17 protein-coding genes and 2 pseudogenes are annotated in these 17709 nt (G+C 33.7%); 1 reads left to right on the forward strand and 18 read right to left on the reverse strand.

Translation table 11 applies throughout. The annotated features are described in order from the left end of the window. Position 1: 1 nt before the first annotated feature. The 15 genes from EGX70_RS04105 to EGX70_RS04180 form a co-directional block, all read right to left on the reverse strand. The gene (locus tag EGX70_RS04105) at positions 2-2197 is read right to left on the reverse strand and encodes a beta-ketoacyl-[acyl-carrier-protein] synthase family protein (protein WP_000118223.1); all 2196 of its coding nucleotides are present in this window, start codon (positions 2195-2197) and stop codon (positions 2-4) included. Then, the gene (locus EGX70_RS04110) at positions 2194-3147 is read right to left on the reverse strand and encodes an aminomethyltransferase family protein (protein ID WP_001092618.1); all 954 of its coding nucleotides are present in this window, start codon (positions 3145-3147) and stop codon (positions 2194-2196) included. Before EGX70_RS04110 ends, EGX70_RS04105 begins: the two co-directional genes overlap by 4 nt. After that, positions 3144-5147: a hypothetical protein gene (locus EGX70_RS04115; RefSeq protein ID WP_000650748.1), complete on the reverse strand. Its 2004-nt coding sequence runs from the start codon at positions 5145-5147 to the stop codon at positions 3144-3146. Before EGX70_RS04115 ends, EGX70_RS04110 begins: the two co-directional genes overlap by 4 nt. Further along, entirely contained in the window at positions 5144-6022 is an 879-nt protein-coding gene (locus EGX70_RS04120; protein WP_000462408.1) for an ABC transporter permease, read from the reverse strand. The genes EGX70_RS04115 and EGX70_RS04120 overlap by 4 nt, the downstream gene beginning before the upstream one ends. Further along, entirely contained in the window at positions 6015-6944 is a 930-nt protein-coding gene (locus tag EGX70_RS04125) for an ABC transporter ATP-binding protein (protein ID WP_123947951.1), read from the reverse strand. The genes EGX70_RS04120 and EGX70_RS04125 overlap by 8 nt, the downstream gene beginning before the upstream one ends. Continuing rightward, entirely contained in the window at positions 6934-7410 is a 477-nt protein-coding gene (gene fabZ / locus EGX70_RS04130) for a 3-hydroxyacyl-ACP dehydratase FabZ (RefSeq protein WP_000164166.1), read from the reverse strand. Before fabZ ends, EGX70_RS04125 begins: the two co-directional genes overlap by 11 nt. Beyond that, positions 7394-7699: a phosphopantetheine-binding protein gene (locus EGX70_RS04135; RefSeq protein WP_000611493.1), complete on the reverse strand. Its 306-nt coding sequence runs from the start codon at positions 7697-7699 to the stop codon at positions 7394-7396. Before EGX70_RS04135 ends, fabZ begins: the two co-directional genes overlap by 17 nt. After that, entirely contained in the window at positions 7692-8414 is a 723-nt protein-coding gene (fabG, locus tag EGX70_RS04140; RefSeq protein ID WP_123947953.1) for a 3-oxoacyl-ACP reductase FabG, read from the reverse strand. Before fabG ends, EGX70_RS04135 begins: the two co-directional genes overlap by 8 nt. After that, positions 8411-9259, reverse strand: a complete 849-nt coding sequence (locus EGX70_RS04145) for a CylD (protein ID WP_123947955.1) — start codon at positions 9257-9259, stop codon at positions 8411-8413. The genes fabG and EGX70_RS04145 overlap by 4 nt, the downstream gene beginning before the upstream one ends. Continuing rightward, a complete protein-coding gene (locus EGX70_RS04150) occupies positions 9259-9564 on the reverse strand; it encodes a hypothetical protein (RefSeq protein WP_000533775.1) in 306 nt (101 codons plus the stop codon). The genes EGX70_RS04145 and EGX70_RS04150 overlap by 1 nt, the downstream gene beginning before the upstream one ends. A 624-nt stretch (positions 9565-10188) precedes the next feature. Further along, a complete protein-coding gene (locus EGX70_RS04160) occupies positions 10189-10974 on the reverse strand; it encodes an ABC transporter permease (protein WP_000170564.1) in 786 nt (261 codons plus the stop codon). Between the two features lies 1 nt (position 10975). Beyond that, entirely contained in the window at positions 10976-11794 is an 819-nt protein-coding gene (locus tag EGX70_RS04165; protein ID WP_001080088.1) for an ABC-2 family transporter protein, read from the reverse strand. Between the two features lie 2 nt (positions 11795-11796). Continuing rightward, positions 11797-12789 carry an ATP-binding cassette domain-containing protein gene (locus EGX70_RS04170; protein WP_000061734.1) on the reverse strand — a complete coding sequence of 331 codons (993 nt, stop codon included), beginning with the start codon at positions 12787-12789 and terminating at the stop codon, positions 11797-11799. Positions 12790-12988: 199 nt separating this feature from the next. Beyond that, positions 12989-14140, reverse strand: a complete 1152-nt coding sequence (locus EGX70_RS04175; RefSeq protein ID WP_000251790.1) for a serine hydrolase — start codon at positions 14138-14140, stop codon at positions 12989-12991. 60 nt (positions 14141-14200) lie between these two features. Then, a complete protein-coding gene (locus EGX70_RS04180; RefSeq protein ID WP_223297781.1) occupies positions 14201-14395 on the reverse strand; it encodes a hypothetical protein in 195 nt (64 codons plus the stop codon). 11 nt (positions 14396-14406) lie between these two features. On the opposite strand from EGX70_RS04180, the pseudogene EGX70_RS11160 reads away from it, so the two are divergent. Further along, positions 14407-14734 (forward strand): annotated as a pseudogene (locus tag EGX70_RS11160) (transposase); the annotation flags it as partial. Between the two features lie 1080 nt (positions 14735-15814). On the opposite strand, the gene EGX70_RS11030 reads toward EGX70_RS11160, so the two are convergent. The 3 genes and pseudogenes from EGX70_RS11030 to EGX70_RS04210 all read right to left on the reverse strand — a co-directional run bounded on the left by EGX70_RS11030 (position 15815) and on the right by EGX70_RS04210 (position 17694). Beyond that, entirely contained in the window at positions 15815-15991 is a 177-nt protein-coding gene (locus EGX70_RS11030) for a hypothetical protein (RefSeq protein ID WP_000557949.1), read from the reverse strand. A 386-nt stretch (positions 15992-16377) separates the two neighbouring features. Next, a pseudogene (locus EGX70_RS11165) lies at positions 16378-16851 on the reverse strand (CHAP domain-containing protein); the annotation flags it as partial. A gap of 237 nt (positions 16852-17088) precedes the next feature. Next, complete coding sequence (locus tag EGX70_RS04210) at positions 17089-17694, reverse strand: prealbumin-like fold domain-containing protein (protein WP_000090279.1); 606 nt, start codon at positions 17692-17694, stop codon at positions 17089-17091. Between the last annotated feature and the right edge of the window lie 15 nt (positions 17695-17709).

Consider the following 17709-nt stretch of genomic DNA (forward strand, 5'->3'; position numbering starts at 1 on the left):
ATCACCTTTTTTCAATAATAGCAAAAGAGATACCACCGAAGATCGAATAAGATAGGACTAAATAATAGCCCTTTTCTATACTTTCATTAACAGTATAGTCCAGTTCTTCACCAGCACCATTAGATGAAAATCCAAACTGACCAGAAGCAAGGTTTGGCATATTATAATACTCAGACAAGTTCGCTAAGAAATCATAATCTGAACTAACTGCCTTCTTCCGCTCATTCCAAACGAAACCTTTGATATCTTTTATGGTTAGTCCTAAGTCTGATAATAAATTTTGAAGCGCAGCATCAAAAATAGTCATCACATCTGTGAATGTTTTATGGCTATATTTTAATTGTTTACTACCTAATATTATAGGAGAATTATCCAATGCTTGACGAGAGAGGACTTGTGCTGAACAATAATCAGAACCGACAAACATTTGACTATCATAGTTTAATTGTTGCCACCACATAAAACTCATGTCTGTCCACTGATTAGCAGAAACAAGAATCACATAGTCTAGATTATCGTTACGCATCATTTCCTTGGCATATTGTATACCATCAAGCGCTCCACTATTTGTCGAAATGACAGATAAAGGACCTGTTATTTTAAAAATGATAGAAAGCATACCAGCTGCTGCATTCATTACTGTAAACGGGAATCGTGAAGCAGAAACATGTGCATATCCTTCTGTTGTGATTTGCTTTTCAATACCTTCAACAACCTCAACTGGTCCAGAAAGTGTTGTAAATACAATTCCTACTTTTGAAGTATCTTGTTTTTTTAGATTAATATTGCTTTCTATTAGTGCTTGAGCTGTTGTTACGGCAACCATTTTGGAAAAATCATCCATTTTCCTAAATTGTGCTGGGTTGACAGTTTTGGGTGGTCTAGCCCCTTTAAAGCGTAATGCTTCAAAGTCGTTGAAATTACTAGCAACTTTTTCATAGGTTATAGAAAGTGATTCATTCTTAGAAATGGAAGCAACAGATGATAAGATAGCCATTTTAAGATTTTCTCTAGCAGGTAATGTTTCTAGAGGTGAATCTAAAGATGACAATAAGACACCACTATTATTTCCACCAAAAGCAAACGAAAAATTTAAAGCATTTCTTATTGGGTATTCTCTCTTTTGATGATAGACAAAATTTTCTGGAAAACCTTCTATCCCAATCTCATTTTTAGTTGCTGGTACAGTCTGTTCCTCTATTGCCGCTAAACAATTAATCAATTCGATAATACCTGCAGCCCCTAGAGTATGACCCGTTTGCCCCTTGGTACTGCTGATCAATGTCGTTGTCGGGAAAAACTTACCATACATATTTTTTTCCATTTTATCATTAGCTTGAGTACCTGTACCGTGACCGTTAATATAGTCAATCTCACTGTAGTCAATACCTGCTTGAGTCACTAGCTGCTTTGCAATCTGTGCCGCCCCTTCACCTGTTGGCTTAGGTGCTGTTATATGATAACCATCTGAAGTAATAAGACCACCGATAATTTTTCCATATTTAGCTAAGGACTGATCTTTGACAAGAACAACAAAACCAGCGCCCTCACCCAAATTGATTCCTTTTCCAGAAGAATAGGGCTGACATGCCATTTCTGTATTAATAGCTCCTAGTGATGTGAAGCCTGCTAAAGAAATATCACTTAACTCATCACAGCCACCACAAATAGCTAAATCACAATCGCCATCTTGAAGTAATTGTGTTCCTAATATTACGGCATTATTACTTGCAGAACAGGCGGTTGAAATAACATACGAAGCTCCCACAATATCATGATAAGCCATCAATTCATCAGCAATATGGTAAACAGATGCTTTTTCTAATAAACTAGCATCTACTTGACGCTCTCCTTCTTCAAATTGATACAAGGCATTTTGACCAGCACTCTTTCCCCCAAGTGAGGTCCCTAAACACACAGCAATATTATGATAAGCTTTTAAATTAACACCTGAAGAAGCAAGAGCCTCTTCAAAAGCGGTAAAAGCAAATTTAAAATTACGTGTCTCATCTTTGTATTGCTCAGGAACCTCTGGGTCACTAGTTATGCTTCCTGTATAAGATTCTAAAATAGAGTCGTGATTTTTATATAAATGTTTAGAAATTCCTTCTTTTAAGTCGAAGAGATGCTGTTTATGCTCGCTATAATTCTTTCCCAAAGAAGAAATAATTCCTATTCCACTAACATATACGCTCATTCTTTGTTCCAACTTTCTGGGATACAATAAGGGCTTGATTGTGTTTTCAAAATTTGGCCATCTTCTGTTACAAAAGTAACTCCTGAATGAGCATATGTTTGGTTAACAATCATCAAACCTAGGTAATTTTCCGAAGAGTCTTTCTCGTCTGCTATCCAAAAAATCTTTCCAACAATTTGGTCATCAAATAGCACTGGTGTTCCTGAAGCGAGTTTTTCCTTCGTTGAGAATCCAACACTTTTAACTGTTGCTGATCTGATGTGCTCTAACAAGCTATCGCGACCTCTAAATTCTTCCTTTGTGAAATCTAGATTCCAAGAATAACCTATTTCATATAAAGAATATTCTTCTTGTTGATAAATATCAGTAATGGGTTGTCCCACTTCAAACCTTAAATATCTATCAAGTTCATCCCCATACTCTGCTATACCTTCACAGACATCCGAAACAAAAGTAGCAAAAATAGAAGATGGTAGGAAAAATTGATAGCCAAATTCTCCAGAAAAACCAAATCTAGCAAGATAACCTTTCTCACCTTTATAAGTCATCTCTATCAAAGTACGAAAATTAAGTGTTGAAATATCATATTCATAAAATGACTGAGCAATTTCTCCCGAATATCTTCCTTCAATTTGCAGCATTTTATACTCGTCAGAAATATCTGTTACGGTATAGTCAAAATTGATGTTGTCTAAATAAGAATCCAAAGCTTTATGACTAGCCAACCAATATTTATCATCAAATTTGTAGAAAGTCACATCATCATAAACTGTTCCATCTTCATTGAGTAAAAAAGTGTAGCCACAAGTATCTGTATCTGCAAATACAATATTCTTAGGAATCACAAGGTCTAAGGCTTCTTCACATTCTTCACCAGTAATTTCATATAAATACCCCTCATAAACTTTATAACCTTTATCTGTTCTCAATGTATTATAAATAGTATTCATTTTTCTTCACACTTTCTATATTCTGTAATGCTCACATTTGTAGCATAAGGTGAGTTCCTTTTAAACATGCACCTTATTTTTAAATGATTGTTCTCTTTGTAAGAATAAAATATTCCATTTTTAGCAGAAATTAGTATATATTTATCATCGCTAGCTACATACAATACTAATTGTTGACTATTTTCCAAAACATAGGATTTATTATCATATTTGACATGTTCCCCTTGGCGGATTTGGACAAACTTTCCTCTAATTCGATAATCAAAAGAAATAGAATATAATTCACTGTCTCTTGGAATTTCATTCTTAGGCAAAACAATCTGATTATAGGCTAAAACCAGTTTGTGACTAGGATAATGCTTTCTGTTAGCTATCATTCTCTTGATGCCATAATCCTTCTCTTCTTCTAATGTTAGGTTAGAGATATGTTTTAAAAGGTCAGTTGCTGACGCTTGGTAGTTGCTGTCCCATATTGGCTGTTTTTTTAGATTGATTAACGCCTCCTCCGATGATGCTTGTGAAATCCTAAAATGATAAGTCAGTGGAAAAGAAAGGCTATCTGTATCAATAAGACATAAGGGTCTAAATTGCATTTGATTGCTGGCTTTGCCAGGAGGAGAATAGGAAATCATTTTATCTTCATTCGGGAGGTAATAATGGAATTGTCTATCTTCAAACTTATCTGCTCGAAGAAAATCATCATGCTCAATCGGGTAACTTCCTGGAACATTCACAAGATAACCTTCACTATCTCTAATCAACTGCTCTTGGCAGTGTAACTTGAAAGTCTGTTTCAATAATTTTGGGAACATCTCTTTAGCCTTTTGATTACATTTATAAACACAAGTGATTTCTTCGTCACTTGTAAATGTCATGATTTTCTCAATTAAAGCACCTTGATAGAAACATTTGATTGTAATGTGATTTTCTTCTTCTTTTACAACTAATTTCTTGTCCAAAGGTTGGCTAAAAATCAAAAAACTATCTTCAAGTATCTTTCTTTTCTGCTTTTCAAAAATAAGGCTGCCATTTGGAGAGATAAGTAAATCATAACCTTGAAAAGTTCTCTTAAGACAAATAGTTGCATCTCTATAATGCTTTTTTCGACGTTCCAGTTGAACATCGATATTACCATAAAGGGTTTCCACAGTTGCTTGAATGTAATAATAATTGGCAAAACGACTTAAAGTTAGGCTAGGGTGAGCCCTCGTTAAGTTTGCCAAGTGATATTTTCCAGTTTTAACCCGAACCCTCTTTACTTGTTCCGATAAAAAGTCAACTTGTAAAACATAACGGTTATCTAACCTAGCAATTTCCATTTGAAACAAGCTCATTTTTAAATAATAAGGAAGTGAAGCACTATCTTCTGCTTTAAATAATATTTCTTCATCAGAGACTTTGGTCCTAATTTCTGTCTCCTCTTCCAAGGGATTTTCAATTTCCTCCATAATTTGAAAAGTTGATATGTCGTATGTTTTACCATAATAATTCGAAATACGAAACGTATTCAATATCTTAGGGAGGTGACTACGCAATGATCGACAATGCAGTATGTCTTCATATGTCTTATCATACTCTTTGAAGCCATTCAATTTTGATAAAGCTAAGGAGGGTTTATTGTAGTTACTGATTTCGGTATAGATATTAGAAAACTTCAGTTTTGTTATCTTCTTTAAGATAGTTTTATATAGATAAGTGATTGCCTGTCCACTACGACTTTTCGAATCAATTAAAAGAAAACCACTAAAGCTACTATTCCAATCTAAACAACCATAGGTAATAAATTTAAAGAAAGCTGATGTTCCAATCAAAACACCATGATTTTTCAGTAAAAATAAATGTGTCACTTCTTTAACTTTTAACGTTAAATCAAGGTCATCAACAGTTAAAGGACTACCGTCTGGAAATTGATAAACATGATTCCTATTAAATAAATGAACCACTTCAGAATAATCTTCTAAGGAAGCTTCAGAAATCTTTAATTTATTATCATCTTTCATTTTTTAACCTTTTTAATAATAAAATGAATTGCCAATAAAATAAGAATGAGGGCAATGATATAAATCAACATAAAGTGATTACTCAGCCTTTCTCCATCAGCATTACGCAAAACAACACCATATGATTCTTTATAGTTAGAGACAGTGGCTTCGTTGGCTTTGTCAAATACCTTCGCAATAGAACCCTTCATTAAGACCTGTTTCAAAAGAGAATTGATTTGAGTCAATGGAAACCATGTCATAACCTGTTGTAATGCTTTTCCTACCGAGCCAATTGAGAGATATACTCCTGAAATAAAACCAATAAAAGTCCCTACAATTGTGCTAAGAGTCGTAAAAGCTGAACTAGTATGAATAAAGGCTAAAATAGGTAAAATCATCGCCGCAGATAAAACAGTCCCTAAGGAAACGATCCCTAAAATAGTTAAATAATCCATAGCTGAATACTCTAGCAAGGAATTAAAGCCGTTAAAAATACCGATAGCAAAGATGCAAGAGAACATCGTCATGACAATACCAAATAAAACGGCAAATATAGCATAGGACAATTCAATTTTGATATTTGATATAGGACTGACCTTAAAATCTTCATTTAATTTTTTTTCTTTGTCGGACACCATAACTCCAAAGGCACCTAATGTACTAGTCATTGAAATAATAGTCGTCAAACCTGCAATGAGCCAATAATTAACCATGTGAATAGTATCACTGGATACTGTATTACTCCTCAATGCTGCTTTTATAGCATCTAATTGAATTTTTCCCAAGAAAATCTGATAGACCAAAATTAAGATAATAACTGATAAAAAAGACATGAAAAACGCTAACCGATCTCGCGTGTAAACTTTACGATTTCTAGAAATTAGTTCAAACATTGTTTTTCCTTTCTTTTTCTCTAAGCAAGTTGAGATACGCCGCCTCTAAGTTCGAATATTCAACATTAAATGTCTCAATAATAGATTTATCTTGATTGTCTGAGATAACCTGCATCATTTCCTCAACAGAAATATCCTTAAATACTATCTCCCTTTCTGAAAGGACTTGACATTTATTAACAAAATCAGCTATCGAAAGTTGGTCTAATGACTTTTCTGGTTTCAATACCACATTCAAGTTTGTTGTGGAATGTTGCTCAATAAAGCTTTTAATATCTCCCGAATAATAAATGTTTCCTTCAATAAGAACATTTAAAACATCACAAGCAGACATTTCTTCAAGATAATGAGTAATTAGTACAACTGTCATCTGCGATTGTTGATTTAGTTGTGCGATAGCATCCCATAAATCGCGACGAGATTGAGGGTCTAAACCAGTCGTTGGTTCATCTAATAATAATAGAGAAGGTTGTGGCAGCAAGGCGCGTGCAATATCAACTTTTCGTTTTTGACCTCCTGATAAACTGCCATATTTTTGGTTTTTTATTGCTGTGATATCTAGATACGTTTGAAGATCTTTAAGGCGATTACGTACTTGTGATTTAGATAAACCGTACAAAGCACCTCTAGAAATTAGATTTTCCTCAACCGTTAAATTATCATCTAAGCGATTACTTTGGAAGACAATACCAATGTGACGATAAAAATCTTTAATAGATAGAGGTTTTCCATCCACCTCCCACTTAATATCGCCTGACGTTTGCTTAAAATTTTGAATTAAAAGGTTAAATAAAGTTGTTTTACCAGCTCCATTAGGTCCAAGAAGGCCATAAAATTTTCCCTCTTCAAAGATGAGATTAATGTCTCTCAATGCTTCAAAAGAACCATATTTTTTTCCAATATTTTTGAGTTTAATTTCCATTTTCTGATACCAACATCCTTCCTGAGGCAACCTCTTTTTTATTCTCATCTCTAATAACGACTTGAATTTCTAAAAGATGCCCCAATTTTGATTGAGATTTACATGTAATGTTTAGCTGGTCTCCTGGAGTAACAATTTTCTTGAATTTGAAATTCTTCACACTGGCTAAATAACCTACTTTTTCTGCTATTTTCTCTGCTGTTAATTCATCAAGAGAGGGGAGGCTACCATCAAGTGCATCTAAAATATAAAGTAAAGCTGCAGATTGAGCTGCCATCTCAATCATCAAAACACCCGGAACTATAGGACGTTGTGGAAAATGTCCTTGAAAGTAAGGTTCGTTGATAGTAATATTCTTACGACATTCAATGATACCTTTTTTATAACTCTGCACTCTATCCACCATTAGAAACGGATAGCGATGAGGTAACATTTTTATAATTTCTTCACTACTTAGCTTGGTCATCTATATCCTCACTATTTTCAATCACAAAATCTGCTAGTCTATTTACTGATGATAATATTGAAATATCATCATCATTTAGTTCAACACCAAACGTTGTTGAAATCCCTATTGACAGTTCTAGGGCATCAATAGAGTCTAGCTCTAATCCACGACCAAATAATGGTTGATCATTCATAATCAGATCTTTATCAATATCCAACATTAAAGAGTCAATCAAAATACCTTTAATTTCATCAACTACTTCTTGACGTGTTTTTATTATTTTACGTTCTTCAGCCCAGTTAATCATTAATCATTCCTCCATCAATCACAATATTTTTTCCTGTAATATAGTTTGCCTTCTCACTTGCTAAAAAGCTTACGAGCCAAGCCACCTCTTCAGGTTGTCCAAACCCTTTTAGAGGAATAAGATGCTCTTTTAGCTCTTCTTTATTTTGCAATTCATTTGTCATATCTGTTTCAATGAATCCTGGACTTACACAATTAATCGTAATACCATCTGATGCAAATTCTTTCGCTAGAGTTTTAGTAATGGAAATGATAGCGCCTTTCGTTGCTGAATAGTTCGCTTGCCCTATCTGCCCTGCTATACCACTAGTTGAAGAAATATTGATAACCTTTCCCTGTATACGCTTAGCCTTCATGATTTTTAACACGGCTTTACTCATGTTAACTAGCCCCATAATATTTATGTTAATGACATCCATCCATTTTTCCTTAGACATCATCAAGAAAAAGCCATCTCTAACAATACCAGCATTATTAACTAAACAATCAATACCGCCATATTCTCTAAAAATTTTAGTCACCAATTTTTGTACTGCTTTTGCATCTGAAATATTGCATTTATAAACGTCTAATTTTGGTAACTCCTCTTGTAAAGCTCTTGCCTTAGCATCATTGCTATTATAAATAGCAATGACTTTGTAACCTTCTTTGTATAACTCTTTTGTAATAGCCCTTCCAATTCCTCTGGTACCACCAGTAACTATTGCTACTTTCATAACTGTTTCCTCCCCCTCTTTTTCATTTTTTGCAACTGACTAGAAATAAACCTATTAGGAGAAATATCAATAATCTCCGCATCCTTTTCTATGATAGTTTCCTTAATCGCACGCCAGTTAAAGAGATTGGTCCACTGATATAAAATTTCATCTACCAATTGATCACAATGAAAAATATAGTCATAGTCATCATTTTGCGAAATATCTAGGCTTTCAATCAATTGTTTATACTGCTCTTTAGATTCATTTAAAAAATCAGTATGATATGGTGCTTTTACGCCTAACTGCTTTAATTTATAAAAATAACCTTTGTTAGTCATCACGTCATCAAAGAAAGAACGGTTGACTTGATCCATAGCAATTACACCAGCTCTATCATCAGTAATAATAGCTAATTTTACTTTCTCAGACTGTTCTTTTAAAACATCCTTACTAAACATATCAATGTTTTCAACCATCAAAAGCCAAAGCTCTTCAGACACATGACAATTTTCTATAAGTTGGGCACGACGTTTAATAAAGTGAATAATGTTTTCCAAACTAGTACTACCACTAGCATATAACACATTGAAAATACCGGCGCTATGAGCTGAAAATCCTATCCCAGATACTATTTTTTCATCGTTTGTTAGCCAATCATTATATAAAAAATTTGCTAACATAGACGCATGAACATTGTCTAAACTTACCTTGTGGTTAATGACATCCATCATTAACTGATATGATTCTAAATCAGTTGCTTGTAACTTTGAAAAAAGAATTTCACCTTTTGGAGTTTTAACTAGTTGACAAAGGTGTTTTGACTGAACATTACCCTGTCCTCCATATATTATTACTGTTTTCATTATTCAATCCTTTCCATTAATAGTATTGGCATGTTATAATCAACGACACTGCCATCAGCACAGTACTTCTTGATTACTTTGATATCCCCATAACTTTTATATTCATAAGAAATTCCTAAGGTTATAACTTCCAACAAGGTTTCTCCCTTATGATATACACCACCTTCCGTAAGAAACTCAGAATACCTAATATTTCCAACCAGTTGGACTACTAATAGTAACTTGTCTTTAAGCCGCGTTTTATACAAGCCACATTGATTATCAGAACATTGTTCACACCTACTCAAAATATTAGAACGTCCCATATTATCACCTTCAACTAATCATCTTCGCTCTGATATCAGTACTGTTGGAAAATAAAATATTTCTAAACATCTACTTCAAACACTACTATGGACAAGCCGTGCATTGCCTTTCTTATGTTTTCTTCCTTTCTGTGTCGTCTGAAACTCTTTAAAATGAGGTCATGACTTAAGTGTTGAATTCACAAAATCATGAGTAAAACACTGCTATAAACATTAGTTTAAATTTAAAATAAACATTATAAAAATTAATTATAAATTCACACTCTAATTAAAATATCATTATTATGTTAAAATAGTAACAAAGTATTTCATCTTTGTCAACACTTTCATAAATGACATCTGCTTTTTGCTTACCTTTTATAGACCAAAAAACGCTCTTAGAAAGCACATCTAAGAGCGTTTTTAACTTTATTTTGGTAAAGATATGGTAATTATTGTTCTATGAGGGACATTATTCTCAACACTAATAGTCCCTCTTCACCTGATATACTCCCCTTATAGTGGACAGTAAAAAAACCAAAATTCACTAGACACTATAAGGGGAGTATATCATCACTAACAAAGCTAAGTTAGTAAGCCTAAAACTTCTAAACACTCAAAAAAATTAATGGCTTGCCTTACTAATCAAGAACCCGCACTCTCATATACTTCTACTCCTTTATGCCAAAGTATTAGTGATACCATAAAAGAAATCAAGGAAATCAAGATAACCCCACCAATATTAAAATAGACATTTCTATCTTGTAAGAAGTAAGCAGCGGGATAATAAGCTGTAAAAGCAAATGGAATGACAAAACTAATGATCCAACGCAATAGATTATTATATATTGCGACAGGATACTTAGCAAAGTCATTAAACATATAAAAAATATAGATAACAGCACCAGATTGTTTGGTCCAAAAAGCGATACTTGACGTAGCAATCTTCAAGGAGGTATAAATCAAAGTTGCAAAGGGGATAATAAATATAAATAATAATACTTTTGGCACGGTCCAGCTTATACTAGATACTGTGGTAGATAACAGAATAAAACCAACCAATAACTCCCCCAATGCATCTACTTGAAAGGTTTCAACTAGGACATGAAATAAAGGACTGATCGGCCTGGTTAAATACTTATCAAATTCTCCTTTTCGAATAAGCCTTTGACCAAGAGCCCACAAGTTATCAAAGAAAAGGTGATCAATTCCTTTTGGGAGGAGAGAAAAACCATAAATAAAAGCTATTTGCTGAAAAGTCCATCCTTCTAAAGAAGGGATATGTTGAAAAAGAACATTCAGAAATAAAAGATTTAGCCCTTGTGTTAAAAATACTCCTAAAACGCCTACAAAAAAGTCTATTTTATACTCCATGATTTGCTTCATGTATTGTTTAATAAAAATAAAGTGCATTCGCTGATATTTTGTCATCTCAACCTCCTTGGATAGTGATATGCGACTGTACTTTTTTCCATATTAATTGAGATAAAGCTACCATTACTATTAGCCAAAATATTTGTAAAAGTAAGGCTTGCACAATTTGACTGCCATCATATTTACCAATAATAATCATTACTGGTGTGTAAATTAAAGATGAAAATGGTAAAAATCCTAAAATATCAGCAACGATTTTCGGAAAAAAAGTAAGAGGAATCAAGCTCCCCGACATAAATGCGACTAACGAATTTTTTAACAGGTTTGACCCCCATAAATTTTTAAAAACAAATGCCGAGAAGCCAAAACAAATATTAAAAAAGAAGTTAATCAAAAAAGCTAAAATAATGCTAATAATATAAAATACCACTAACACTATAGCTTGAATCAAATCAGTCCCCAAGAAGAGGCGTACCCCCGTAATAACAAGCAAAAACGGTACCCCTATACTTAAAAAGATGAGCCATCTAGAACCAATCTCCATGAAAAGGTAGGAAGCAGCAAAGTGAACTGGACGTAAGAGTCGCATAATAATTGAACCGTCTTTTACTTCGTCACCTATCATAAATGAACTATCAGTTCTTGTTAATAAATTAGTCACAAAACTCATAATAATATAGAGAATCATATCTGACAGCTGAAAACCTTGGATTAAGGATTGACTTGAGGAATCGAAAACTGCTTTCCATAGATAAAATGCAACAAATGCTCCTATCACATCACCTATCCTATAAAGGATGAAATCAACACGATATGTGATTAATCCTTGGATTCCTGTACTAATAAAAGGTTTATAACGTCTCCAAATTCTGTTCATCCTTATAGCTCATTTCTATAGAAGCGACGAATGATATCTTCAATATCCGCATCTGTCATTTTAAGGTCACGTACAGAAAAATCTGCTAATGTCTGCTGAATTATGTCAGCAGTTTGGTAGCGAGAACTATCATACTGAATATCTAAAACTAAGTCATTACGTTTAATATTAATCTCCGACTTTCCAATTAAACTAGAGCTGATATGCTCTTGTCCTGGGCGCAAATCAAAAGAAAGAGTTTTCATCTTTCCAAATGTCTCTTTTAGCTGAGAAACTGTGCCATCAAATATTTCTTGTCCTCTATCAATCATAAAAATACGATGACAAAGTTGTTCAATATCACTGAGGTCATGTGTCGTTAGTAAAATCGTTGTCTCTTCTTCTTGATTAATTTGTGTGATTGCACGTCGGATATTATCTTTCACTGAAACGTCCAAGCCAATGGTGGGTTCATCTAAGAAAAGAACCTTTGGGTTATGTAATAAAGAAGCTGCGATATCCGCTCTCATACGCTGTCCGAGAGACAAAGTTCTAACAGGATCCTTTATAAAGTCATTTAGTTCCAAAACCTCATTTAAAAAAGCCATGCGTTTGCGAAATTCTTTATCAGGAACGTCATAGATTTCTTTTAACACTGTATAGGTTTCTTGTAGAGCTAAATCCCACCACAACTGCGTACGTTGCCCAAAAACGACTCCAATATCCTTAACATAATTTTGTCGGTTTTCTTGTGGCAATTTGCCATCAATACGGCAAAAGCCCGAAGTTGGTTTTAAAATCCCAGTTAACATTTTAATTGTTGTAGATTTTCCTGCACCGTTCGCTCCAATAAATCCCAAAATTTGTCCTTTAGGCACATCAAATGTTAAATCTTTAACAGCTTCAAAGGTGTGTTTTTCAGGACGAAGAAATGATTGAAATGCTCCTTTTAACCCTGGTGCTTTAACGGTTTTTATAAAATTTTTCTGAAGGTGAGAAACTTCAATCATTGACATATTAATACCTCTTTTACTCAACAGTATTTTTATAGCTTAAATCAGCTCGACAGTTAGATTATTAAACTATAATAATGATTAACAGCTATTTATTATAGCACAATTAAAAATTCAATGCAAACGTTTTCTTAGATGGTGTTACTGCTTATTATTGAATAAAAAAGAAGGCCAACTTAGCCTTCTTTTTTATTCATGTGATTTAGAGACGTTTCTTATACCTTCTTTTCCTAAACGAATGACGTATTAAAAGCATTAAAAAGAAAGAAAATACAAAGTAAAAGACTAAGTGGAAAATCTTATTAAGGAACATAAATTTTTGATAATATTCAAATGCTTTTGGTGCCACGTGACTAGCATCACTATAGACTTTGTTATTCATAAAAAGCACCATTGTATCATGCGTCTTTAGATCTGCATAACCAAAACTTGAATACTGGAAAAAGGCCCCATTAGAATTAACTATACGACCATGCATGTAAAGCCCACCATAATAATGTGATATCGCATCATTTTGATGTTTGGTATATTCATCCGTTGGGAAAAAGTACCCTTTAGAAAAAGACCGCATCAACACCCAAAAGTTCAGCGGAGTTGTGAAAAAATCTCCAGCTCCATATGCTGTGGATACTTGATTAAAGATATTAATTTTATTTAACTTGCCGTTCTTTCGCATTGGGCTAACTAAGTCATGATTAACAACTGATTGGTAACTTTGGGTATCATCTAATCGCAAAGGATTTTTTATCACATCATCAACAAGTTCAGCGTAGGTCCTTCCCGTAACTTGAGTGGCTATACCTGTTAGGAAACTAAAGTTGATATTAGAATAATACCACGATTTCTTATTAACAAAGTTATAGTGTTTTAAGCAAAATTGTAATTGTTCTCTCTCATTTTTTAGATAAGGAGACACCTTAACACCTTTTTCTCTTAACCCACTCGTATGGGTCAACAATTGGTGGATGGTAATACTATTACTACCTTTTACTTGGGGAAAGAACTGAGACAATCGGTCGTCTTCACTCAAGACATCTTGATCAATTAATCTTTGGATAATAATTCCTGTCATGAGTTTTTGGAGAGAAGCCATTGGAAATAATTTATTATTTTCAATATCCGTTTCAACTTCCCCACGGTTAATCCCATGCGAGATGGTAATCGGTTTACCAGTATTATCGCTAACAATCATCATTCCATTAACATTATTTTTTCGCATAAAGCGATGCAATAAAATCGGTGTAATATTCCCTTTATTTTCTGGAATAAAAAAGAAACATGCCACTGAAATACCGGTGGCGATTACTGCTATAAGAAAGAGAGATAGGAGCGATTTTAAAAATTTACGTACCATAAATAACCTCCTTAATATCATAACACAGGGCTAAATTATTTCAAAGACATTTTATATATTCTAGCAAAAAATATGTTCGTCGCTAATATTATTTTCAACTCCTATCATTGCTACCTCAATATTTCCTTTTAGATTCTCACTATGATCTTGATAGTTATAACTCTTCTGATAAGTACGGATTCCTAAAAAAACTTGGTAATTATCTTCAGTCACTTTAGCCTTCTCAAAATTTTCTGTTTCAAGATAAGAAGATATCGCTTCTCTATAAAAAACATTATGAAACTCTATCAACTCCTCCTGCTTTACTTTCAAGAGAAGCAAGCTCACCATTTCTTTACCCTGTTTAAAACACTTTCTCTAGTGTCACTCCAATCTTTTAAACTGTTTTTAGGACATTTTTTAAAGACAGAGATAAGGTTATCAATGTCCTTGAATCGCCTTATTCAAACACCAAACTTGAGCAACCAATAATCTCATCAAAATCATCAAGCACAAACATTTAGCTTTAGAAACTTTGAATATTTTAAAAAGAGAATTCATATCACTTTGAATATCAAAAAGGAGAAAACCAATTTGGTTTTCTCCAGAATATAATTTTTCATCAACCCACTACAGTTGACAAAGAGCCAAAAAACAAGGAATCAATCAAGAAATTTTGATTGATTCCTCGTTTTATGCTTATATGAGATACTTTAAACAAATTTTTTCAATGAGATCCAACTATCTAGTGACTCCTCGATATCCTTTTATATCTCTCACGATAGCTTTGAGGAGTAAGTACTATTCCATTCGTTTTACCTATAATTTCACCAAATGCATACATACCATATCCTATATAACGGCTATCGTTTTAAGAACAATTTATTTATGTTGGCAGAAAATAATAATAGGAAGCAGAAAAATCCAATAATATTCAAGAGAAAAAGTATAGGTGATAGCTCTCTAAAAAAATTTGATATTGAAACTATAAGAAACCCTGTAGATACGATAGTTGAAACAACCTTTTTCTTATCCATATTAATAACCACCCCTTAAAACAATTTCATATCCTATATACTTTGTACGCATAACGAATCCCTCCTAAATTATTTTTTTGTCTGTTGCAACCCTGACAAGTTAGTGTAGCACGAAAAAACGATTATATTCTCAAAATCTTATCTTCTAGCTGCTCAACTTCTTCTTCAATACGAGGGTCTTCATCATTCTTAGTGTTAAATAAAGCGAGATTGGATCAACCAGTGTCACGTTAGCCTCTCCAAGCTATTTATTTTTCTAGTAATCAAAGGGATTGGTTCATAATTCCAAATCTCTAGCCGATGACTTTGAAGGATGTATAGTTGAAGACTTGATTCGAAACTTTTGTATCTTTTCCTTGAAATAGTATAGTCTCCGTATTTTTCCGAATCATCAAGCAAGCCTAGATATGATAAGTCTTTAAAATAAGTCGGTTAAAATAATAGCTCTTGTTTTAATTTTTGAAAATCCTTATCACTTATAATCAACGCTTCTCTAACTGGACTATCTATTAGATCTTTGGACTCTTCAAATATCATATTTTTTGGCTTCGCAAATTGGTAAGATTTCTGTTTATTATGAAGCCATCCACGCTCTTTAAAATTTCTAAAGCAACAATATAAGTTTTAGAATAGAAAGATCGGTTAGCTGACTTACTTCTTACATATCAATGATTAAACCTTTAGTATGTAATAATAAGGTAATCAATAACTTTTGTTCAGTCGGAGACAACCGATTATCAAGTTCAATTTTTTTAGTTAATTTAGAATATAGAAAACCTAATTGTGGGATAAGAGCATTTTCTTGATAGTCAAAATAAGACTTCCCAACATGCATTAACTTCTCCTTCTGCTCATCAGATAGCTTATTAAAAACTAGAGTAATGCCCATTTCAAACTATTTTTAGATAGCTTGAGCTTGTTTGACAAAGTTATCTAAACGACCTGACCTTTTTTCTTTAACCAAAGGGAGGTGGAATCCTAACAGTTAAGATTGAAAATTCATATCGTCGACGAAAAACAATTAGAAGTTCTAGAACTATTAGCTATATTTGAATTTCAAAATGGAAAGCACTTAGGATACTCTTGATTTTTTAAATATCCATATTTAGCTCCTACTATCATTATATTTGCATCTTATCAAACATAATGATAATATGCAAACTTTTCGATAAAATGGACAAATACGATAATAAATATTTCATTTGTTAGTATATCCTCACTTTACTTGGTCATATAAGCAAAATTCATGGTACTATCTGTAGATGTAATGTGACGAAAGATATAGTTCCGTAGCCTATATACGAACCATAACTACTTTCCTAAAAAGAGAGAATAGTACCTTCTTTTGGAACTGTATCAGTTTCACCATCTAGTCTTTCGGCTGTTCCAACCCAATCCTGACCATTTCCCATTGAACTGGTAATGGTAATCTTCTCACCATTTCAACCTTTGAGTTTCAGTCCCACTGATTAATTCGTGCCGCAACTCCCCAAGTACATTTGCTATAAGCATAACCCATGACATCATCACCGCCCGAAATCGAATCATTACGGACACTTTCTAGTGCCTTTGGATCATTCTGGGCGGTTCCCCTTTTGGTTGACTAAAGCTACGATCGACTTGGTAGTACCACCCCGTTGCGCTGGTTTGGTGTTCAATGAGCTTGTCCCCAGAATTCCCCTCCCAATGGATGAGAACTCGTGAATCCTGTTTTTCCATATATATTTTTCCTCCGTAAACTAAAAAAAGAGAACACTCTAGAAATGTTCTCGTAATGCCAGAAATTTATCTGACGTATCTATTTTTTTGTCTACGCAAGCCACTTCAAAACAAACGGTCACGTCAATATGTTTTTTAATACCTTTTTTATGTTAAAATCACTCTTTTCAATAAAGACAAAATGCTTGAAAAAGTGCTTAAAATAAAGGATTTTTACCCTTTGCTTCGTTGTAGCAACGCTACGCACTCCACATGGCTGGTATTATCAGCCATTGGGTAATCAGCCTCTTTGAAGTTAGCTTCATCCACAATTGTCGTTTTTCCTGAATTTTGAACGACCACAACATAAGTCTTAGGATCAAGTACGTAAGCATTCGGCGCTTTCGTTTCTTTAAGGTCATAAAATCCAGGTTTAAGGTTGTCAAAGGTAAGAGTTGTCCGACCGACTGTCGTCTCTTTGCTGACAGGAATGAAATCTCCTTGTACTTGATGATCTGCCGCTACTGTTGTGCGTTTAGACAAGGTGAAGGTCGCACCTACTAAGCCTTCTTTAGCTTCGTCAATCTTGTTAATGCTGAACTTCCTGCTCTTTTTATCCGTAACCGTCAAAATCGATTCCGGAATTTGTGACTTAATCGTTGTCCCAATAGCTTGAATCTGAGTGGTGTAGTTTGCATTAATAGGTGGTGTAAATAAAGTGCTGGAGTTGTTAGACCAAGCTACCTTAATATTATCTGCTGGAAAAAAGGCGCCAAAAGAGGATGATAGAACTTTTGGATCTAAATATCTCGATCTATCACTATATGGATCGCGCGCCACTAAAAGATAAGGAAT

Source organism: Streptococcus sp. FDAARGOS_522 (assembly GCF_003812445.1).
Classification (GTDB): Bacteria; Bacillota; Bacilli; order Lactobacillales; family Streptococcaceae; genus Streptococcus; species Streptococcus agalactiae.